At 68.4% G+C, this 18,537-nt stretch carries 15 protein-coding genes; 7 read left to right on the top strand and 8 right to left on the bottom strand.

What is annotated here, in order from left to right; genetic code table 11:
- Window positions 1-39 precede the first annotated feature (39 nt).
- From FB390_RS07580 to FB390_RS07565, 4 genes are all read left to right on the top strand, one after another.
- Window positions 40-1,173, top strand: a complete 1,134-nt coding sequence (locus FB390_RS07580) for a hypothetical protein (RefSeq protein ID WP_141808308.1) — start codon at window positions 40-42, stop codon at window positions 1,171-1,173.
- Between the two features lie 176 nt (window positions 1,174-1,349).
- On the top strand, window positions 1,350-2,705 hold the full coding sequence (locus tag FB390_RS07575) for a S1 family peptidase (RefSeq protein ID WP_141808307.1): 1,356 nt from the start codon (window positions 1,350-1,352) through the stop codon (window positions 2,703-2,705).
- Window positions 2,706-2,844: 139 nt separating this feature from the next.
- On the top strand, window positions 2,845-4,089 hold the full coding sequence (locus FB390_RS07570) for a S1 family peptidase (protein ID WP_246123904.1): 1,245 nt from the start codon (window positions 2,845-2,847) through the stop codon (window positions 4,087-4,089).
- A 116-nt stretch (window positions 4,090-4,205) separates the two neighbouring features.
- Window positions 4,206-5,087: an NRDE family protein gene (locus tag FB390_RS07565; RefSeq protein ID WP_141808305.1), complete on the top strand. Its 882-nt coding sequence runs from the start codon at window positions 4,206-4,208 to the stop codon at window positions 5,085-5,087.
- Between the two features lie 134 nt (window positions 5,088-5,221).
- Here FB390_RS07565 and FB390_RS07560 read toward each other — a convergent pair whose 3' ends face one another.
- Complete coding sequence (locus FB390_RS07560; protein ID WP_342780397.1) at window positions 5,222-5,986, bottom strand: DUF8020 domain-containing protein; 765 nt, start codon at window positions 5,984-5,986, stop codon at window positions 5,222-5,224.
- Window positions 5,987-6,444: 458 nt separating this feature from the next.
- Here FB390_RS07560 and FB390_RS07555 point away from each other — a divergent pair, with 458 nt between their 5' ends.
- Window positions 6,445-9,639, top strand: coding sequence for a (Fe-S)-binding protein (locus tag FB390_RS07555; protein ID WP_141808304.1), 3,195 nt, complete (start codon window positions 6,445-6,447; stop codon window positions 9,637-9,639).
- A gap of 93 nt (window positions 9,640-9,732) precedes the next feature.
- On the opposite strand, the gene FB390_RS07550 is transcribed toward FB390_RS07555, so the two are convergent.
- From FB390_RS07550 to FB390_RS07520, 7 genes are all read right to left on the bottom strand, one after another.
- Window positions 9,733-10,092 (bottom strand): hypothetical protein, encoded by a 360-nt coding sequence (locus FB390_RS07550; RefSeq protein ID WP_141808303.1) that lies wholly within the window; start codon window positions 10,090-10,092, stop codon window positions 9,733-9,735.
- The gene (locus FB390_RS07545; protein ID WP_141808302.1) at window positions 10,089-10,556 is read right to left on the bottom strand and encodes a hypothetical protein; all 468 of its coding nucleotides are present in this window, start codon (window positions 10,554-10,556) and stop codon (window positions 10,089-10,091) included. Before FB390_RS07545 ends, FB390_RS07550 begins: the two co-directional genes overlap by 4 nt.
- Before the next feature lie 30 nt (window positions 10,557-10,586).
- Window positions 10,587-11,750, bottom strand: coding sequence for an acyl-CoA dehydrogenase family protein (locus FB390_RS07540; protein ID WP_141808301.1), 1,164 nt, complete (start codon window positions 11,748-11,750; stop codon window positions 10,587-10,589).
- On the bottom strand, window positions 11,750-12,979 hold the full coding sequence (locus FB390_RS07535; RefSeq protein WP_141808300.1) for an acyl-CoA dehydrogenase family protein: 1,230 nt from the start codon (window positions 12,977-12,979) through the stop codon (window positions 11,750-11,752). The genes FB390_RS07540 and FB390_RS07535 overlap by 1 nt, the downstream gene beginning before the upstream one ends.
- Before the next feature lie 182 nt (window positions 12,980-13,161).
- The gene (locus FB390_RS07530; protein WP_141808299.1) at window positions 13,162-14,208 is read right to left on the bottom strand and encodes an alpha/beta hydrolase; all 1,047 of its coding nucleotides are present in this window, start codon (window positions 14,206-14,208) and stop codon (window positions 13,162-13,164) included.
- Window positions 14,209-14,296: 88 nt separating this feature from the next.
- Window positions 14,297-14,839, bottom strand: coding sequence for a nuclear transport factor 2 family protein (locus FB390_RS07525; protein WP_141808298.1), 543 nt, complete (start codon window positions 14,837-14,839; stop codon window positions 14,297-14,299).
- Between the two features lie 117 nt (window positions 14,840-14,956).
- Complete coding sequence (locus tag FB390_RS07520) at window positions 14,957-15,493, bottom strand: YdcF family protein (RefSeq protein WP_141808297.1); 537 nt, start codon at window positions 15,491-15,493, stop codon at window positions 14,957-14,959.
- A 138-nt stretch (window positions 15,494-15,631) separates the two neighbouring features.
- On the opposite strand from FB390_RS07520, the gene FB390_RS07515 reads away from it, so the two are divergent.
- The gene (locus tag FB390_RS07515) at window positions 15,632-16,954 is read left to right on the top strand and encodes a UDP-glucose dehydrogenase family protein (RefSeq protein ID WP_141808296.1); all 1,323 of its coding nucleotides are present in this window, start codon (window positions 15,632-15,634) and stop codon (window positions 16,952-16,954) included.
- Window positions 16,955-17,100: 146 nt separating this feature from the next.
- Window positions 17,101-18,534, top strand: a complete 1,434-nt coding sequence (locus FB390_RS07510) for a DUF7159 family protein (RefSeq protein ID WP_484213830.1) — start codon at window positions 17,101-17,103, stop codon at window positions 18,532-18,534.
- Window positions 18,535-18,537 lie beyond the last annotated feature (3 nt).

Raw genomic sequence — 18,537 nt, 5'->3', positions numbered from 1 at the left:
CCTCTGGGCGGCCCGATCGACGTCGAAACGAGGAATGTGATGGCCACAGGGGTGGGCCTGCGGATCGCCGATGAGGACTGCACCGCCGCGATCGTCACCGACTCCGGCGACCTGCACTACGTCGTCCGGGAGTCGGTGCTGCACATGTCCGACGACGGCGACACCGTGCTCGGCGGCGAGGCGCCGTCGGACCACTCGCACTCCATCACCGATTTCGTCGGCGCGGTAGGCAATCCCGCCGGTATCTCCGTCGACGACGGCGAGGCTTATCGCGCCGAAGACCTGGTCGCCACCGCCCTGTTCTGCCTGATCAACCTGACCACCGAGCACCTCAGCGGCGCGGCCGAGTTCTACGCCACCCACCCCGGCGCCTGGCCGGCCCAGCAGGTGCAATCGCTGCGCGAGGCGCTGGACTATCTGGGCCTGAAGTCGGTGGTGCTGGTCAGCGAGGCCGATCTGCCCGCGGTCGACACCGCCGAACCCGGCAAGTCGTTCGCCTACGACGCCGCACGCGCCGCGCTGGCCTCGGTGCTCGCCACCCCCGCGGGCGCGACGCCGCCGGATCCGAGCGCCGCCGAGAACTCGACCGTGGTGACCGACGTGATCCCCGCGGTGCCCGTGCCCGAACCCACCGCGCAGGCGTACTCGGCGGCCATGCCCGCGACGCCGCTGCCCACCGAGCTGCTCACCGAGGCGACGCCGGTCGAAAAACCCGCGGCGCCTGCCGAATCCGGCGATCGTCGTCGCGTCACCCTGCTGATCGCGGTCGCCGCGTTCATCGGCCTGACGCTCGGCGGCCTCGGCGTCGCCGTACTGTTCCGCGGCGACGAATCGCCCGCCGTTCCGCAGGTGCGCGACGCGCAGTCCGGCACCTCGAGCACCGCCCTCCCGCCGCCACCGCCCGCGCCGATCACCGCGCCGCCGGTCGCCGAGCCGCCGGTGGTCGTCACCGAGACCGTAGAACCGGAGCCGACCACCGAGCCCGCGCCGCCGCCCCCGACCACCACCGAGTCGACCACCACGCCGAGCGCCACCGCGCCGCCGACCACCACCGCGCCCTCGCGCCGGACGACCACGCGTCCCACCAACCCGTGGTACCCGTACGACTCCGAGAACCCGTACGAATGGTGGACTCCGCAGTGGCAGCCGCCCGGAAACAATCGCCCCCGCTGATTCGCAGTCGTTTAATAGCGAACGGAAGCGGTTTGTGCCCTAGAGTGAAGCGCTGACCGGTTCGTCCGACGTTTCTCGGCCGAATCGGTGTCGCTGGACGAGGACTGTGCGCCAACGGGTTCGCCGCCGACGGCCCACGGATTTAGCTGGCACTTCCGTGCCGACGAAGGGACTTCATGCGCAAGTTGGTGGCGCGTCGCGCCGCGGTCAAAGCAGCCTCTCTCGGAGCAGCGGCGACCGTTCTCCTGGCCCCCTTGTCCGGCACGGCGACGGCGGAACCCGCACCGCCACAGCTCAGCGCCGACGCCCTGCCCGCGGAGCTGGTCGAGGCGATCGCGCGCGATCTGAAGATGACGCCCACCGAGTACCTCGATCGCGCGGCGCGCGCCCAGCAGCTCAGGGAATACGCCCGCGACTTCCGTTCCGAGCGCCCCGATTCCTTCGCGGGCGCGTGGATGGCCGCCGACGGCAAGGCCGTCGTCGCGGTGACCTCGCCGGACGCCGCGAGCATCGCCGCGGCCGACGGCTACCAGACCCGGCTCGCCCCGATCTCCGCGGACAGCCTGGAAAGCTCGCTGATGCAGCTCAACCAGTGGATCACCGCCCTGCCGCGCGAGCTGTCCGAGGCGATCAACTCGGTGGCCATCGACTTCCTGAACAGCCAGCTCGTGCTCAGCGTCGCGAACACCCCCGCCGGTCACGTGCTGAACCTGCCGACCCTGATCGCCAACATCAAGGTCATCCTCTCCCCCGGCAGCGGCGGCCCGGTCGAGCGCAGGCCGATGGGTGGCGACACCTACATCAGCGCGCCCAGCTCGCTGCACGATTCCTCGCTGCGCAACGTCGACGTCTGCTCCTTCGGCTTCAACAGCGTGGACGCGGAAGGCAACGCGCTCAACATCAGCGCGGGCCACTGCGACCCGAACCTCGGCAAGGCGAACCAGGAGGCCGGTGTCTACCTGCCCAATCTGAAGGACCTCCCGAACAGCCCCGAGCTCGGCACCTTCGTGAGCGCCACGCTCGGCGGCGAGAACGCGCTGGACTACTCGGTGATCAAGCTGAACGACCGCGCCGTCCGTGCGGGCATGGACCAGCCCTCGGTGCGCGGCGCCAACGGCACCACCCTGGCGATCACCGGCACCGCCGACCCGATCACCGGCGCCCCGGTGTGCAAGTCGGGCCAGTCGTCCACGTTCACTTGCGGTTTCGTGGTCGCGGACCGGGTCGAGACGCAGCTCTACACCGCGGAGGGCGAGTCCAAGACGATCCGCGGCTTCGCCAGCTCCGCGTGCACCCTCGGCGGCGACAGCGGCGGCGCGATCGTCTCCGGCACCCTCGCGCTCGGCATCACCAGCGGCTCCAACGCCGCCGACGCCCCGGACTGCAACGAGGCGAACGTCGCGCTCGCGCCCTACGGCGGCACCGCCACGCTGGGCATTCCCATCCGCGCGATCCTCGCCGACATCGACGCGACGGCGGGCGGCGGGATCGGCAGCGGCATCCAGGTACGGACCCGACCGAACGCCGGATAGCCGATAAGTCCGATTCGGGCAAAAATGGGGTCCCGGTCGGGTGGGAATACCGGCCCGGACCCCATATAGTCTGGTCATGCTCCTGCCACGTATAGGTCAGTTCCGATCCGCTGCGCGACAGACCAGGTTCCGGAAATCAGTGATCGCCGCTTCGGCGGCGATCTTGCTGTTCGGGCCGACGGCGGCAGTGGCGAATGCGGAACCCGCCCCGGGCCTGCCCGCGGATCTCATCGCCGCGGTCACCCGTGATCTGAAGATCTCCCCCGAGGAGTACCTGCGCCGCGCCGAGCTCGGCCAGCAGGTCGCGGCCTTCGCCACGTCGGCGCAGCGCCAGTACCCGGAGGTCTTCGGTGGCGCTTGGCTCGACGACGCGGGCAAGGCCGTCGTCGCGATCGCGCAGGGGCCGGGCGCGGAGGAAGCGCGCAACGCCGCCGCGTCGGCCGGGTTCGAGGTCCGCAACGTCGCCAAGAGCGAGGCCGCGCTGCGCGGCGAGAAGAGCGCGTTCGAGCGGTGGCTGGAGGGCCAGCCCGAGGCGGTCGCCGCCCTGGTGCGCGGCGTCGTGATCGACACCGTCAACAACAGCATCGCGGTGCGGGTGGACCAGGCGGGTCTGCCGATGCCCAGCTTCGTCGACCCGGCGCGGGTCATCGTGATCGCGCCGCCCGTTGCGGCCGAGCAGCTGCCGCAGGGCACCGCGATCGCCGAGGGCGACAGCCGGGCCGCGCTCGCGGGCGGCGACGGATACGCGTCGGTGGGCGGTGGGAGCCAGCTGCGCTGCTCGTTCGGTTTCAACGGCACCGATCGCGCGGGCAACGTCGTGAACATCTCCGCGGGCCACTGCAACCCCGATCTCGACAACGCCTCGGCCGTGCACGAGCTGCTGCCCCGGGAGCAGCGCGGCGCACAGCTCGGCGTGTTCCAGAAGTCGGTGCTGGGCAACCAGGACTACTCGATCATCCGGATCAACGACGCCTTCACCGACCGCTTCAGCAACAACAGCGTGCGGGTTCCCGGCGCCGCGCCGGTCGCGATCGACGGTGTGGCCACCCCGGTGGTCGGCGCCCCGGTCTGCAAATCGGGTTCGCGCACCGGATTCAGCTGCGGCATCGTCAACGCCGTCGACCAGACCGTGCAGGTCGGCGATCGTGAACTGACGCAGAGCTTCTCGGCCAACATCTGCGCCCTGCCCGGCGACAGCGGCGGCCCGATCGTCACCGGACGTCTCGCGCTCGGCATCTCCAGCGCCTCGTCGGTGGCCGACTACCCGATCTGCGAGATCCCCAACCTGATCGGCGCGCTCACCGGCAACACGCCGCAGCTGTTCGCGCAGCCGGTCAGCGTGGTCCTCTCGGACAACCCGGGGCTGCGCATCCGCACCAACTGACCTTCGGGTCCGCGAAAGGCCGTCGACGTCCGCGTCGGCGGCTTTTCGCTGTCTCCGGCGCCGTTCCGCTGCCCTTTCCGGTGACCGAGCGGCGGGTGTTCCGGCATTCTGGACCAATGTGTTTGGTGTTGATCGGCTGGCGCGCACACCCGGACTACCGGTTGATCGTGGCCGCCAACCGGGACGAGTTCTACCTCAGGCCTACCGAATCCATGCGGTGGTGGCCGGAGGTCCCCGGACTGCTCGCGGGGCGGGACACGGGCGCGGTCGGCAGGGCCGAGGGCGATCCGCCCGGCACCTGGCTCGGCGCGAGCGTGGCGGGCGCGCACAATCGCTTCGCCGCGGTGACCAACGTCCGAAATCCGAATGACGAACGGATCGGCGCTCGTTCACGCGGCGCGCTGTTGATGGATTTTCTGCGCGGCGGCGACGACCGGCATCCTTCCGGCGAATTCCCCAGTCCGGAAAAGTATGTTCGCGAGGTCGCCGCGGCGCCCGACGACTACAACGGCTACAACCTCGTCGTCTCGGACCTCGCCGCGCTGTGGTGGCATTCGAACCGCAGCGCGAATCCTCCGCAACCGCTCGCACCGGGGTTCCACGGGCTGTCCAACGGCACTTTCGTCACGTCGGCGGGGCCGGCGCCCGGCGCCGAACTGGAAGCGCCGCAGCGGATCTGGCCCAAGGTGCGGGAAGGCCTGACCGAGCTGCGCAAGGTGGTGGAATCCGATCCCGGTGCGGTGGACCGGTATTTCGACGTCCTCTCCGATCGCAACGAGGTGCCCGACGACGAATTGCCGCACACGGGCGTGCCGCTGGAGATGGAGCGGGCGCTGTCGGCTCGGTTCATCGCTCACCGTGTGCACGGCACCAGGGCCAGCACGGTGCTGCTGGTGCGGGAGAACGGCACGTTCGAGATGGCGGAGCGGTCCTACGGTGAGATGGGGGCTCGACTGGGGGCGGTTACCTTCCACGGCTCGATGGAACTGCCGCGCTGAACCGCTCGACGCCGAACGCCCGCGGCACTGGGCGTTCGGCGCCGGGCACCGGGCACCGGGTAGACCTACTGCGCGAAAACGAAAACCGGCCCGCTCCCCGAAGGGAACGGGCCGGTCGTCCGTTCAGAGCCGGATCAGTTCGCGGGCTGACCAGCCTTCGGCTTGTCGGCCCACTTGGTGGTGCCTTCCGGAGCCTGCAAGGTGTTGATCAGGTCCATACCCGCGAGCGCCAGAGCCGGACCACCGAGCGCGATGGTGCCCAGGATGCCTCCGATACCGGCGAAGGCGGCGATCGTCGGAATCGCCGCGATGCAGCCGATAATTGTGAGGCACTCGACGAGGCCGACCGCCGTGCCGATCACACCTCCGGCAACGACACCGATAGCGGTGCCGAGAAAGCCGCCGACAGCCGTCGCGATACCGAACTGGCTAGCGAACTCGTTCTGCGCCCGCTGGTTTTCCATCGGGGAGGCGACCGGCTTGAGGGCCAAGCCCACCGAGTTGACCTTCGCGTCCGCCTTCTTGTCGGCCGGGATCGCGTTCTGGTCCGGCGTCAGCTCGAGCACCGCGCCGTCGTTCTTGACCTCCGGCTTCACCGGCACCGCGATGTCAGCGACCTTGAAGCCGAGCGGCAGCTCGAGCACGGTGTTGCCCGCGCCGTCCTTGATCAGATAGATGTCGTTTTCCTTGACATCCTCAGACGACTTGGCGAGCTCGAAGGTCCCCCCCTTGAGCGTCGTGACAACCGTCTTGTCCACAAGCTTGACCGAGTAGTTGATGCCCTCGGCCGGGGCGGGCGCGGCGGGTTCGGCGTGAGCAGTCCCCATACCGATGGTCATCGCGCCGACGACCAGCGCGGCAGCCGCGGTGGTTCTGCGGAGATTCAATGCAGTTTCCAATCCATCAAGGTTGTTGTTGTTCGCGCGCCCGCGCCTACACACGCGAGAGCGCTCATTCAACCCGAAAGGCGGTCGGCCCCTTCGGATTCTCCCCGAGCGGTGTGAAGACAGGCGTAGCAAACAGAACGACGTGAGCGTAATCGAACGAACGCCCAGAAGCGAGATCGATAACAAAATCCGCCGAGTAAGCCTGTCCTTACCAAATACGACGACTTGCTCGGCGTTTACGGTGGTTACCGGCCGATCGCACAGCGAAGCACAAAGATTCTATGTGAGATTGATCACAGGTAAATTTCAGGTCAAGCCCCAGTAAGCAGGGCTAGGCCTCAAATGCCGATCGTACGATAGAGACCAGAAGTTACCGGTGGGTAACTTACTGGCGGTTACGATACGAGCCAACCGGTGTGGCAGGCCTGCCGCACCAGAACGCTCGTGTTGCCTCAAAGAAAGGTCGCGACATGAATGCCCTGACAGTGACGCTGGGCACGATTGGGGCGGCGCTCAGTCTGCTGTGCTGGGCGTCGTTCTTCGGCGGCGTCAGGAACATCGCTCGCACCATCATGGTCGGACAGGGCGCACCGGATCGGTGGCGGCCGTTCTTCCCGCGCTTCAAGCAGATGCTCGTCGAGTTCCTCGCGCATACGCGGATGAACAAGTTCCGCACCGTCGGCTGGGCGCACTGGCTCGTCATGATCGGCTTCATCGGCGGCGCGATGCTGTGGTTCGAGGCATACGGTCAGACCTTCGACCCGGCGTTCCACTGGCCCATCATCGGCGACACGGCGATCTACCACCTCTGGGACGAGATCCTCGGCATCGGCACCGTGGTCGGCATCGGCACGCTGATCGTCATCCGGCAGCTGAACCACCCGCGCCTGCCCGAGCGCCTGTCCCGCTTCAGCGGCTCGAAGTTCGCACCGGCATACGTCATCGAGGCGATCGTCCTTCTCGAGGGCCTCGGCATGATCTTCGTGAAGGCCGGCAAGATCGCGACCTACCACCACTCCAACGCCGCGACCGACTTCTTCACCATGCAGGTCGCCAAGCTGCTGCCCGCGAGCCCGACCCTGGTGTCGATCTTCGCGTTCATCAAGCTGATGTCGGGTATGGCCTTCCTCTACCTGGTCGGCCGTAATGTCACGTGGGGCGTGGCCTGGCACCGCTTCTCGGCCTTCCCGAACATCTACTTCAAGCGTGAGGACGACGGCGGCGTCGCCCTCGGCGCGGCCAAGCCGATGATGTCCAACGGCAAGGCGCTCGACATGGAGAACGTCGACCCGGACAACGACACCCTCGGCGCGGGCCGGATCGAGGACTTCTCCTGGAAGGGCATTCTCGACTTCACCACCTGCACCGAGTGCGGTCGTTGCCAGTCGCAGTGCCCCGCGTGGAACACCGGTAAGCCGCTCTCGCCCAAGCTGCTGATCATGTCGCTGCGCGACCACACCTACGCCAAGGCGCCGTACCTGCTGGCCGGTGGCCGCAAGGACATGGGCGGCGACGAGGTCGGCCTGGTCGACGCCGAGGGCAAGCCGAACGAGGCCGCGCTGGCCAAGATCTCGGAGGCGGCCAAGGCCGAGGCCGAGCGTCCGTTGGTCGGCGGCGAGGACGTCAACGGCATCATCGACCCCGAGGTGCTGTGGAGCTGCACCACCTGTGGCGCGTGCGTCGAGCAGTGCCCGGTGGACATCGAGCACGTCGACCACATCATCGACATGCGCCGCTACCAGGTGCTCATCGAGTCGGAGTTCCCCTCCGAGCTGGCGGGTCTGTTCAAGAACCTGGAGAACAAGGGCAACCCCTGGGGCCAGAACGCCAAGGACCGCCTGAACTGGATCAACGAGCTCGACTTCCAGATCCCGGTCTACGGCAAGGATGCCGACAGCTTCGACGGTTACGAGTACCTGTTCTGGGTCGGTTGCGCCGGTGCTTACGAGGACCGCGCCAAGAAGACCACCAAGGCCGTCGCCGAACTGCTCGCCACCGCGGGCGTGAAGTTCATGGTGCTCGGTGACGGGGAGACCTGCACCGGTGACTCGGCTCGTCGCGCGGGTAACGAGTTCCTGTTCCAGCAGCTCGCCCAGCAGAACATCGAGACCCTCAACGAGGTCTTCGACGGCGTCGCCGACAAGAAGCGCAAGGTCGTCGTCACCTGTGCGCACTGCTTCAACGCGCTCAACAACGAGTACCCGCAGGTCGGCGGCACCTACGAGGTCGTGCACCACACCCAGCTGCTGAACCGCCTCGTGCGCCAGAAGAAGCTGATCCCGGTCGCCTCGGTGACGCAGAACGTGACCTACCACGATCCCTGCTACCTGGGTCGGCACAACAAGGTCTACAACGCGCCGCGTGAGCTGATGGAAGCCTCCGGCTCCACCCTGGTGGAGATGCCGCGGCACGGCGAGCGCTCCATGTGCTGTGGCGCCGGTGGCGCGCGCATGTGGATGGAAGAGCAGCTCGGCAAGCGCATCAACATCGACCGCGTCGACGAGGGCCTGTCGACCCTGGCGGCGTCCAACGGCTCCGCGCCGGGGAAGATCGCGACCGGTTGCCCCTTCTGCCGCGTGATGCTCAACGACGGTGTCACCGCGCGTCAGGAGAAGGGCGAAGGCGAGGGCGTCGAGGTCGTCGACGTGGCCCAGCTGATGCTGGACGCCATCGAGCGCGTCGAGCCGGCCACGCTGACCGAGAACCTGACCGTCATCCAGGAGCCCAAGGCCGAACCGGAGCCCGAGCCGGAACCGGAGCCCGTCGCCGTGGCGACCGAGACCCCGGCTGCCGCCAAGGCGGCGCCGACCGGTGGTGGCCTGGCCATGAAGGGCCCGGCCAAGGCACCCGGTGGTCTGGGTATGAAGGGCGCGGCCAAGGCGCCCAGTGCCAAGGCCGAAGCGGCTCCGGCCGCGGAAGCAGCCGCGCCCGCCAAGGGTCTTGCCATGAAGGGTCCGGCCAAGGCGCCCGGCAAGGGCCTGGGCATGAAGGGTGCCGCCAAGGCGCCGGGTGCGAAGGCCGCGGCTCCGGCCGCCGAGGCTCCGGCTGCCGAGGCTTCGACCGCTCCTGCCGCGCCCGTCAAGGGCTTGGCCATGAAGGGTCCGGCCAAGGCGCCGGGCAAGGGCCTGGGTATGAAGGGTGCCGCCAAGGCGCCGGGTGCGAAGGCCGCGGCTCCGGCTGCGGAAGCCGCCGAAGCTCCCGCCGCGGAAGCGCCCGCCGCCCCGCCCGTCAAGGGTCTGGGTATGAAGGGTGCGGCCAAGGCGCCCGGCGGTAAGGGTCTGGCGATGAAGGGTGCCGCGAAGGCGCCCGGCGCCAAGGCCGAGGCTCCGGCCGCCGCGGAACCCGCTGCGGAAACCCCGGCCGCGGAACCGGCTTCGGCTTCGGCTCCCACCGAGACCAAGCCGACCGTCCCGGCCAAGGGCCTCGCCATGAAGTCCGGCTTCAAGCGCCCCGGTCCCAAGGCCCCGGGCACCGCCGCGACCCCGGCCCCCGCCGAACCGGCTGCTGCCGAACCGGCCCCGGCCGCGGAAGCCGAAGCCCCGCAGCCCGCACCGGAACAGCCCACCAACGGCACTTCCGGCAACGGCGCCGTCGCACCCCCGACCGCCAAGCCAGGCGGCCTCGGCTTCAAGTCGGGCGCGAAGGCCCCGGGCCGCAAGAACTGACACGGCCCCCAACTGAACACAGCACTCGGCCCGGGTTCGATCAGAACCCGGGCCGAGTGCTTTCGGGTGCGGCTGACGATCGCGACCTCCGCCCTACTCCGTCTCCTTGGGATGCCCGGGGAGGCAGCGTTCGAGCAGGACGCGGCCCGCGGTTCGGCTGCCTTCCGGCGCATGTTCGACGAAGTACCAGAGTCGTCCGCCGTCGCTGAATTTGTACTGGTAGCGCTCGAAGGTTTGGCCCTGGTAGCTCCCGTAGCGCAGCTCGCCCTTCAGCGGGTACAACCTCGCCGACCGGACCTCGGGTTCGCGGGTCAGCAGGTCCCAGGCGTCGACCATCGCGTTGCGCGCCGCGGCGAGGCAGTCGGTCCAGCCTTTCTGCGCTTCGCTGGTGATGAAGACGATCTCGTATTCCGTGCGTTTGAGCGGCCTCGTGACGTCCCGTCGCTTGCTCACTCGTCGCCCTCGGGGTTCGGTACCGGGACCGGTTCGTCCAGGTAGTCGAGGTCGGAGGCGTCGACGCGGATGCGGGGGTCCGCGTAGGCGGCTGCGGTGTCGCGCCATGCGGCGAGCGTCGCGGTGAGCCCCGAGAGGCGGCCGACCGAAAGGCCGCCGCGGGCGTTGTTCAGGAAGTCCGCGACGAACTCCGGCCGCTGGTCCGCGGGCAACAACTCGATCCACGGGAACGCGATGGTGAGCCGGTCGACGAGCCGCTCCAGCAGCTCGTCGTCCATCGCCAGGGCGAGCAGTTGGGTCAGCGCGCCGAGCGTCTCTTCGGTCGCGGCGGCCTCGGCCGCATCCGACAGCCGTACGGGCGGTGCAGATCGACGAACGAGGGTTACATCCCCGTTCTCCTCCATCGCCTCGATGACCCGATTCGGGTCACGTAGGAACTCCGACCATGTAGCTGTCGCACCCATGCGACAAGTATGTCAGAACTAGTTCTGATGTCACTCGGATAGCGCAGAGGGCCTGGTCAACCGCGCATAGCGGGCGCGGTGGTGGTCGGTGGTGCCGAATTCGCGTTCCAGGGCGGTGAGGCGTTTGAAGTAGTGGCCGATGGCGAGCTCTTCGGTCATGCCCATGGCGCCGTGGAGCTGGACGGCGTTCTGGCCGATGAAGCGGGCGGCGCGGCCGATGGTGACCTTGGCGGCGGAGAGGGCGCGGGCGCGGTCGGCCGGGGCGGCCGAGAGGGCGTGGGCGGCGAGGTGAGCGGCGGCGATGGCCTGCTCCAGTTCCATGTACATGTCGACCATGCGGTGTTGCAGGGCCTGGAAGCTGCCGATCGGCACGCCGAATTGCTGGCGCTGCTTGGCGTATTCGACGGTGTCGGCCAGCACTCTGCGCAGACAGCCGACGGCTTCGGCGCAGATCGCGGCGATCGCGACGTCCACGGTCGGTTCGATCGCGTCCCATGCCGCGCCTTCGGCGCCAAGCAGCGCGTCGGCGGGGAGCCGGAATCCGGTGAAGGTGAGGTCGGATCCGACCCGGTCGTCGATGGTGCGATAGGAGTGCACCTCGACTCCGGCGGGCGGATTCGCCGCGTCGAATTCGGTGAGGAACAAGGAGATTCCGGCTCGATCGCGCCGCTCACCGGCGGTGCGCGCGGTGACGAGCAGATGGGTCGCGAGCGGCGCGCTGGTCACCACGCATTTGGCTCCGTCGAGCACCCACGAGTCACCGTCCCGGCGCGCGACGGTGCCGACGTCGTGCAGCGTCGGACCGGAAGTCGGCTCCAGCGACGCGAACGCCGTCCGAACATCGCCCGCGACGATCCCGCGCAGCACTTCGTCCGCCCGCGCGCCGCCCGATCGCTCCAGCAGACCGGCGCCGACCACCACGGTGTCGACGAACGGCTCGACGACCAGCGCGCGCCCCAATTCCTCGGCGATGACCATCAATTCGGCGGCGCCACCGCCCATTCCGTCGACCCGCTCGGGCAGTGTCGCGCCGAGAATCCCGAGCTCCTCGGCGAATCCGCGCCAGATGGCGGGCTGCCAGCCCTGCGCGGATTTCGCTGCGGCCCTGCTCTTCTCCAGGTCGTAGCGGACGCCGAGGAATCCGGCGACCGCGTCGCGCAGCAGTTGCTGCTCCTCGGTGAGCGTGAAGTCCATCAGAGCCCCAATGCTGCTTTGGCGAGGATGTTTCGCTGAATCTCGTTGCTACCGGCGTAGATCGATCCGGCGCGGTCGTTGAAGTAGCGCAGCGGCGCGACGGCCTGCCAGTCGTCGCCGCTGTGGTAACCGTCCGCGGGCGGCGTGAATTCGGCGATCGGCCCGCCCGGCGCGGTGGCATGCGGCTGGTAGACGCGTCCGACCGTGCCCGCGGCGTCCAGCGCGAGTTCGGTCAGCTGCTGACTCAACTCGGTCGCGAGGATTTTCAGCATCGACGAGGCCGGGCCCGGGTCCTTGCCCTGCGCCATCGCCGAAATCGTCCGATATTCCAGCACTTCCAGCACGTCGGTGCGAATCCTGGCGTCGGCCAAACGCAGAGCGAAGCCGGGATCGTCGATGAGCGGAGTACCGTCCGGCCCGGGCTGTCGCGCCGCCGCCTCGGCCAGCTCCTGACCCATGACCTGCAACATCGGCGCCGCCGCGCCGCCGCGCTCGTGCACGAGCAGGTACTTCGCCACGGTCCAGCCGTCGTCGATGCGACCGAGCACGTTGCTCTTGGGCACCCGGACGTTGTCGAAGAACACCTGGTTCTGCACCTGCTCGCCGGAGGTCATGACCAGCGGCCGGATCTCGATGCCCGGGGTGTTCATGTCGATGAGCAGGAAGGTGATGCCCTGTTGTTTCTTGCCCGTGCGCGAGGTACGCACCAGGCAGAAGATCCAGTTGGCCTCGGTGGCGTGCGTGGTCCAGATCTTGCTTCCGGTGCAGATGAAATCGTCGCCGTCGTCGATCGCCGCCATGCTGAGCGAGGCCAGGTCCGAGCCCGCTTCCGGTTCGGAGTAGCCCTGGCAGAAGAAGATCTCGCCGGTGAGGATGCGCGGCAGGTAGAAGGCCTTCTGTTCGGGCGTGCCGAACGCGATGATGGCGGGCGCGACCATTCTGATGCCCATCGGCGACAGCGTCGGCGCGCCGGCGAGTGTCGATTCCCGGCTGAAGATGTAGTGCTGGGTCAGGCTCCAGTCGCATCCGCCGTGCTCCACCGGCCAGTGCGGCGCCGCCCACCCCCGTTCGTGCAGAATGTGCTGCCACTCCATGCTGGCCTCGTGGTCCGGATAGACGCTCGTCGCCAGCCGCCCGGCCCGCCGCAACTCCGGCGTCAGCTTCGCGTCGAGAAATCCCCGCACCTCGTCCCGAAAGGCCAGATCGGCCGCTGACCAGTCGTAATCCATCTGTCCTCCCGGCGGGGTATGCCACGGTGCACCACTATTGGCCACCGGCCAACATGACCCCAATGTAGGACGCCCACCACCGGGAAATCAAACTGAAGCACCCTGCCCGCAGTTTAGAGACAAGACCCGGTCTTTGGTCCCGCCGCCCGCACAAGGACCCGGAGGATGTCGACGGCGCGGACCTACGGCGCGCTGTAGAGGCCCTTGGCGAGGACCGGCCAGGAGGACTTGAGGTCGTCCTGCCAGTAACCCCAGGAGTGGGTGCCGGTGTCGCGGTAGACGAAGGTGGCGGGGATGCCGAGTTGGTTGAGGCGGTTGTTCAGGTTGCGGGTGGACCAGTTGACGCCCGCCTCGATGACGCCGCCGATGGCGACGGTCTTCGGGGTTTCCTCCGGCGGTTCGAGGCGGAACTCTCCGCCCGGCTGGTCGTAGATACCGGGGATGCCGTTGCCGGTGGAGGCGAAAATATTTGTGCCGCGCAGTTTCTCGGCGTTCAGGATCGGATCGTTGGCCGCCCAGAGCGGGTCGTCGACGGCGCCCCACATGTTGCGGGTGTCGCCACCGCCCCAGATCTCGACCGTCGCGCGCACCATGCGCTGACCGATGGGGTCGCTGGTCTGGGCGATGCCGCTGTAGACGGCCACGCTGCGGAAATGGCCCGGCTTGGCGATGGCCATGTTCAGCACCGACGTGCCCGCCATCGAAAGCCCCGCGATGGCGTTGACGCCATTGCTACCGAGCGCCGCGTCCACCAGCGGCGGCAGTTCCTCGTTGACGAATGTCTGCCATTTGTTCACACCGAGCACCGGGTCCTCGCGCACCCAGTCGGTGTAGAAGCTGAACGGTCCGCCGATGATCTGCACGACGTTGATGTTCTTGTCCGCCAAGAACTCCAGCGCGTCGGTGTTGCGCTTCCAGGTCGCGAGATCGATACCGCCACCCGCGCCGTTGAGCAGATACAGCACCGGCCTGGGCTCCGAAACATCCTCGGGCCGAAGCACATCCACCGGATAGGTCTTGTTCATCGCCGCGGAGTGCACCAGCAGCCGCACATTCCGGCCGTCCTGCACCTCCACCTTCTCGATGTACGACCCATCCGCCGACCGTACCGAGGTCGCCACCACCCCCGGACTGCTCACCGGCTCGGCCCAGGCCACCCCACCCCCGATCACCGCGGCACTCACCAACGCCGCCAACGCGACCCGTAAACCGTTCCGGTGGTATCCCATACCCTCCCCTGACGCTCGTCTCGCGGACCTGATCGAAGATCGACTCGGTCGCGTTACCGAGGGAAGAAACGAGGCAGAGTCGGGCCGATCAGGACGGCAGCGTGCCCATAGCCCAGACGGGCGCGGTTTCGACGCGCGCGAATCGCCAGCCTTCGGGGGTTCGGACGGCGTCGAAGCGGTAGGCCCCGCCCGACGTGAACAGGGGTTCCGGTGCGAACTTGCCGTCCGCGGTGGATACCGGAACGATGGCGAGGACCGCGTTCGCCCGGACCGCCGCGCGATCGCCCGCCAGGTCGATCTGCACGTTGCTGATGTAGTGCGGCTGCCGGTGTTCGTTCGAATGGTTCCGGCTGATCAGCGCGATCACGGCGTCACGTCCTCGCACCTCACCGCCGGGAGACTTGGCGTACACGTCGGCGGTGTAGATCTTGTCGAAAGTGTCGAATCGCCCTTCGCCGAGCGCGGCCGCGAGACGGTCGACCAGGGCATGGATCTTGTTGCGGTCCAGCAGTTCTCGCAGCTGACGCCGGGTGGAGTCGTCCTCGGTCGCGGTGGCGCCGGTCGAACATGCGGTGGCCAGCAGCGCCAACGGCAACGCGAGGATCGGAAGTGCGCGGCGGAGCTTGTTCATCGAACGGCCCTTTCGACAATTTTGTTGGTTCGTCCAACGTGGGAGCGCCCAACGATAACAGTTGTGGGTGTCACCAACAAGTGCCGGAAGATCGGCCAACGGACACCGGCCGAACGATCAGCAGTCCTCGAAGACGGCCTTCGCATACCCCGCCGACTGGTAGACGTAGTCGTACGCCCACCGGAACACCGAGAGATCCGGTTCCGGATCGACGAAGAGAAGTTCACCGTCCCAACACTTTTCGAGAACGAACCGGGCGCGGGAGATGTGCGGGGTGAAGGTGACGACGATGACGCGGCGCCATCCTTCGGCGCGCGCCCGGCGAGCGAGCTCGCGTCCCTCGCCGCGGGTGGTGCGCGGGGACGGGTCGAAGCAGATGACGTCGAAGCGGTAACCGCCGTGACAGATGCGGTTCATCCGCGCGCTGTACTCGTAGGGGTCGGAGAACAGCACCCGCGGCGCGTAACCCGCCGCGGCCAGGCGCAGGCCGAGCTGCTCGCGGCCGTCGTGCGCGCCGCCGAGCACCAGGATCGCGTCGGCCGCCGCGGGCGGGTCGGTGCGCGGCCGGACATAGACCGGCCAGAGCGCGACGACAGCGACGACGAGCACGGCGACGAGACCGATCACGGCACGGGTCACCGAACGTCGTCGCACGCCCCCGATCGTATCGGCACCACATCACCGCAGGTCACCGCCGCCGAGCAGGAGCTGTTTCCACCTGTACATCTGCTGTTGCCGAGACCCTTGCCTCGCTGACGTGGCGCGGCCATCGTGGGGGCTTACCAATCGATCATGCGATGCACAGTCTTCGGAACCGGGTACCTGGGGGCCACGCACGCCGCCTGCATGGCCGAGCTCGGGCACGACGTGATCGGGGTGGACGTCGATCCGGGCAAGGTGGCGAAGCTGTCCGACGGCGTGGTGCCGTTCTACGAGCCCGGCCTCGAGGAGGTGCTGCGCCGGAATCTCGACGCGGGCAGGCTCAGGTTCACCACGTCCTATCCGGAGGCTGCCGCGCACGCCGACGTGCATTTCCTCGGCGTCGGCACGCCGCAGAAGAAAGGCGAGTACGCCGCCGACCTGAAATACGTGCACGCCGTGGTGGATACGCTCGCGCCGATGCTGGAGCGGCCCTCGGTGCTGATCGGCAAGTCGACCGTTCCGGTTGGCACCGCGGCCGCGCTCGGCGCGCGCGCTCGGGATCTCGCGAGCACCGACGTCGAAGTGGCGTGGAATCCGGAGTTCCTGCGTGAGGGTTTCGCCGTGCAGGACACGCTGCGCCCCGACCGCCTGGTGCTCGGCGTCGACCACGCCAGGGACAACGCCGCCTGGGTCGAGGACCTGGTGCGCGAGATCTACGCCGATCTCATCGCGGCCGAGGTCCCCTTCCTGCTGACCGATCTGGCCACCGCGGAATTGGTGAAGGTCTCCGCGAACGCCTTTCTGGCGACGAAGATCTCGTTCATCAACGCGGTCTCGGAAGTATGCGAGGCGACCGGCGCCGACGTCACCGTGCTCGCCGACGCGCTCGGCTACGACGCGCGTATCGGTCGCCGATTCCTCAACGCGGGCTTGGGTTTCGGCGGCGGCTGTCTGCCCAAGGACATCCGGGCCTTCATGGCGCGCTCCGGCGAACTCGGCGCGGACCACGCCGTCGCGTTCCTGCGTGAGGTCGACAACATCAACATGCGCCGTCGCACCAAAGTGGTGGACATGGCCGCGAAGGCCTGCGGCGGTTCGCTGCTCGGCGCGAACGTCGCGGTGCTCGGCGCGGCATTCAAACCGGAATCCGACGACGTGCGCGACTCCCCCGCGCTGAACGTCGCGGGCATGATCCAGCTGCACGGCGCGGTGGTGACCGTGTACGACCCGAAGGCGCTGGAGAATTCGCGCCGGGTCTTCCCCACCCTGAACTACGCGACCTCGGTGGCCGAGGCGTGCGACCGCGCCGACGTGGTCCTCGTGCTCACCGAGTGGGACGAGTTCACGGCGCTGCGTCCGCGAGATCTCGATCGGGTGGTGCGCGGTAAGTCGATCATCGACGGTCGCAACTGTCTCAATCGTGCCACCTGGAGAGAGGCGGGATGGGTGTACGCCGGACTCGGCACACCGTAGAGTTGCCTGGCGAGGCCGCGCCGGATCCCCCGATCCTGCCTGCCTCGTGTGCGACTGAGCGCCGCCGGTAGGGTCCCGGGAGCGGGTCGCGTCCTTGGCGACGCGAACTCGCTTTGTCGTGAAGCGTGAAACGAGATGGGCAGTTGATGAGTTCGGTATTGGGAGTTTCGGTGGGGGCCGGCGCTGTCCGTATGGCGCGACCACACGCCGGTAATCCCCCCGGCCACGTCACTCCCGACGCGTTCGACTTGCAGACCATCACGGTGACCCACCATCACGCGGAAGAACTCGCCGCCGAGGCGGTCGGCGTCACGCTGGCCACCCACCAGATCGGCGCGACCGCGTTCGCCTATCGCAGCGAACAGCAGGCCAGGGCGGTCCGCGCCGCCATGGCGCGCCAGCAGATCACGAACTACGAGCTGGTTCCCGAGGTCTTCGCCGCGCTCGAATTCGCCCAAGCCACCGGCGATATCCGTGGCATCTCCTCGCTGGTGGTCTACGACCTCGGCAGCACCGGACTCTCGGTGAGCGTGGTCGACACCCAGACCAGGGAGGTCAGGCACAGCGAGCGCACCAGCGACATCAGCGGCGACTACCTGGATTCGCTGATCCGCGAACAGCAGATCGCCTCGGGCCGCATCGCGCATCCGCAGGACCCGGCGGGGCTCGCCGCGCTGGACGCGCTGTGCCGGGAGGCCAAGGAACAGCTGTCCAGCAATACCGCGGTCGCGTTGCCCAGCGAGCAGGGACTGGTGCTGCTCGCGCAGGAGAACTTCGAATCGCTGATCATGCTGGCCATCGAGTCGTCGGCACGGATGACGCGGGATGTGATCGTGCGCTCCGATCGTCCGGTGCACGGTGTGCTCGCGATCGGCGGTTGCGCCAGGATTCCGCTGATCGGCAAGGTGCTCGAGCGGTGGATGGGCGTGCCGGTCATCGTGCCGGAGAGCCCGGAGACGGTGGTCGCCCGCGGCGCGGCGCTGCTCGCGCGACCGGTCCGCCCCGCGGCTCCGGTCGGTCAGCCCAGCCCCGCCCCGAACCAGGCGCCCGTGGGCGGCTACCACGACGAGGATCTCTCACCGGCCTGGCTGTCCGCGCCGCCCAAGCGCCGCCCGAAGCGCCCGAAAGGCAAGCCGCAGCCGGACGACATCGACGATATCGACGGTCTCGCCGACGACTGGCTCGCCGCCAACCCGCGCCGCCGCGAGAAGCGCGAACTGAACGGCGCCGTGCTGACCGTCAGCGCGTTGGCCGTCGTCGCCGCGATCGGACTGGGCCTGGGCTACGGACCCCAAGTGCTGGAACGGGATTCGCAGAGCAGCGAGGGGTCCACGTCGGTCTCGCCGAGCGGCGTGCCGCGCACCACCACCCTCGATCCGCAGATCGCGGTCGCACCGGCCACCACGACGGAGACCGAGGAATCGCTCGCCGCACCGCCCCCGCGCCGCCAGACGACCACGACCGCACCGCCGACCCAGGGACCGAACACCTTCGTCGTCCCCGGCCTCCCGCCGATCGTGGTGCCGACCATCCCACCCGAGGTCTTCCCCTTCCCCCCGCCCCCGCCACAGCAGCGCTGAACC

Source organism: Nocardia bhagyanarayanae (assembly GCF_006716565.1).
In the GTDB taxonomy this organism is placed as follows: domain Bacteria; phylum Actinomycetota; class Actinomycetes; order Mycobacteriales; family Mycobacteriaceae; genus Nocardia; species Nocardia bhagyanarayanae.
Note: the sequence above shows the minus strand (reverse complement) of the source record. Positions and strands in the feature narration are given on the sequence as shown.

Coding starts and splice junctions, on each gene's coding strand:
- FB390_RS07580 (WP_141808308.1), top strand. CDS start 40: ATGGCCACAGGGGTGGGCCTGCGGATCGCCGATGAGGACTGCACCGCC.
- FB390_RS07575 (WP_141808307.1), top strand. CDS start 1,350: ATGCGCAAGTTGGTGGCGCGTCGCGCCGCGGTCAAAGCAGCCTCTCTC.
- FB390_RS07565 (WP_141808305.1), top strand. CDS start 4,206: ATGTGTTTGGTGTTGATCGGCTGGCGCGCACACCCGGACTACCGGTTG.
- FB390_RS07555 (WP_141808304.1), top strand. CDS start 6,445: ATGAATGCCCTGACAGTGACGCTGGGCACGATTGGGGCGGCGCTCAGT.
- FB390_RS07545 (WP_141808302.1), bottom strand. CDS start 10,556: ATGGGTGCGACAGCTACATGGTCGGAGTTCCTACGTGACCCGAATCGG.
- FB390_RS07540 (WP_141808301.1), bottom strand. CDS start 11,750: ATGGACTTCACGCTCACCGAGGAGCAGCAACTGCTGCGCGACGCGGTC.
- FB390_RS07535 (WP_141808300.1), bottom strand. CDS start 12,979: ATGGATTACGACTGGTCAGCGGCCGATCTGGCCTTTCGGGACGAGGTG.
- FB390_RS07530 (WP_141808299.1), bottom strand. CDS start 14,208: ATGGGATACCACCGGAACGGTTTACGGGTCGCGTTGGCGGCGTTGGTG.
- FB390_RS07525 (WP_141808298.1), bottom strand. CDS start 14,839: ATGAACAAGCTCCGCCGCGCACTTCCGATCCTCGCGTTGCCGTTGGCG.
- FB390_RS07515 (WP_141808296.1), top strand. CDS start 15,632: ATGCGATGCACAGTCTTCGGAACCGGGTACCTGGGGGCCACGCACGCC.
- FB390_RS07510 (WP_484213830.1), top strand. CDS start 17,101: ATGAGTTCGGTATTGGGAGTTTCGGTGGGGGCCGGCGCTGTCCGTATG.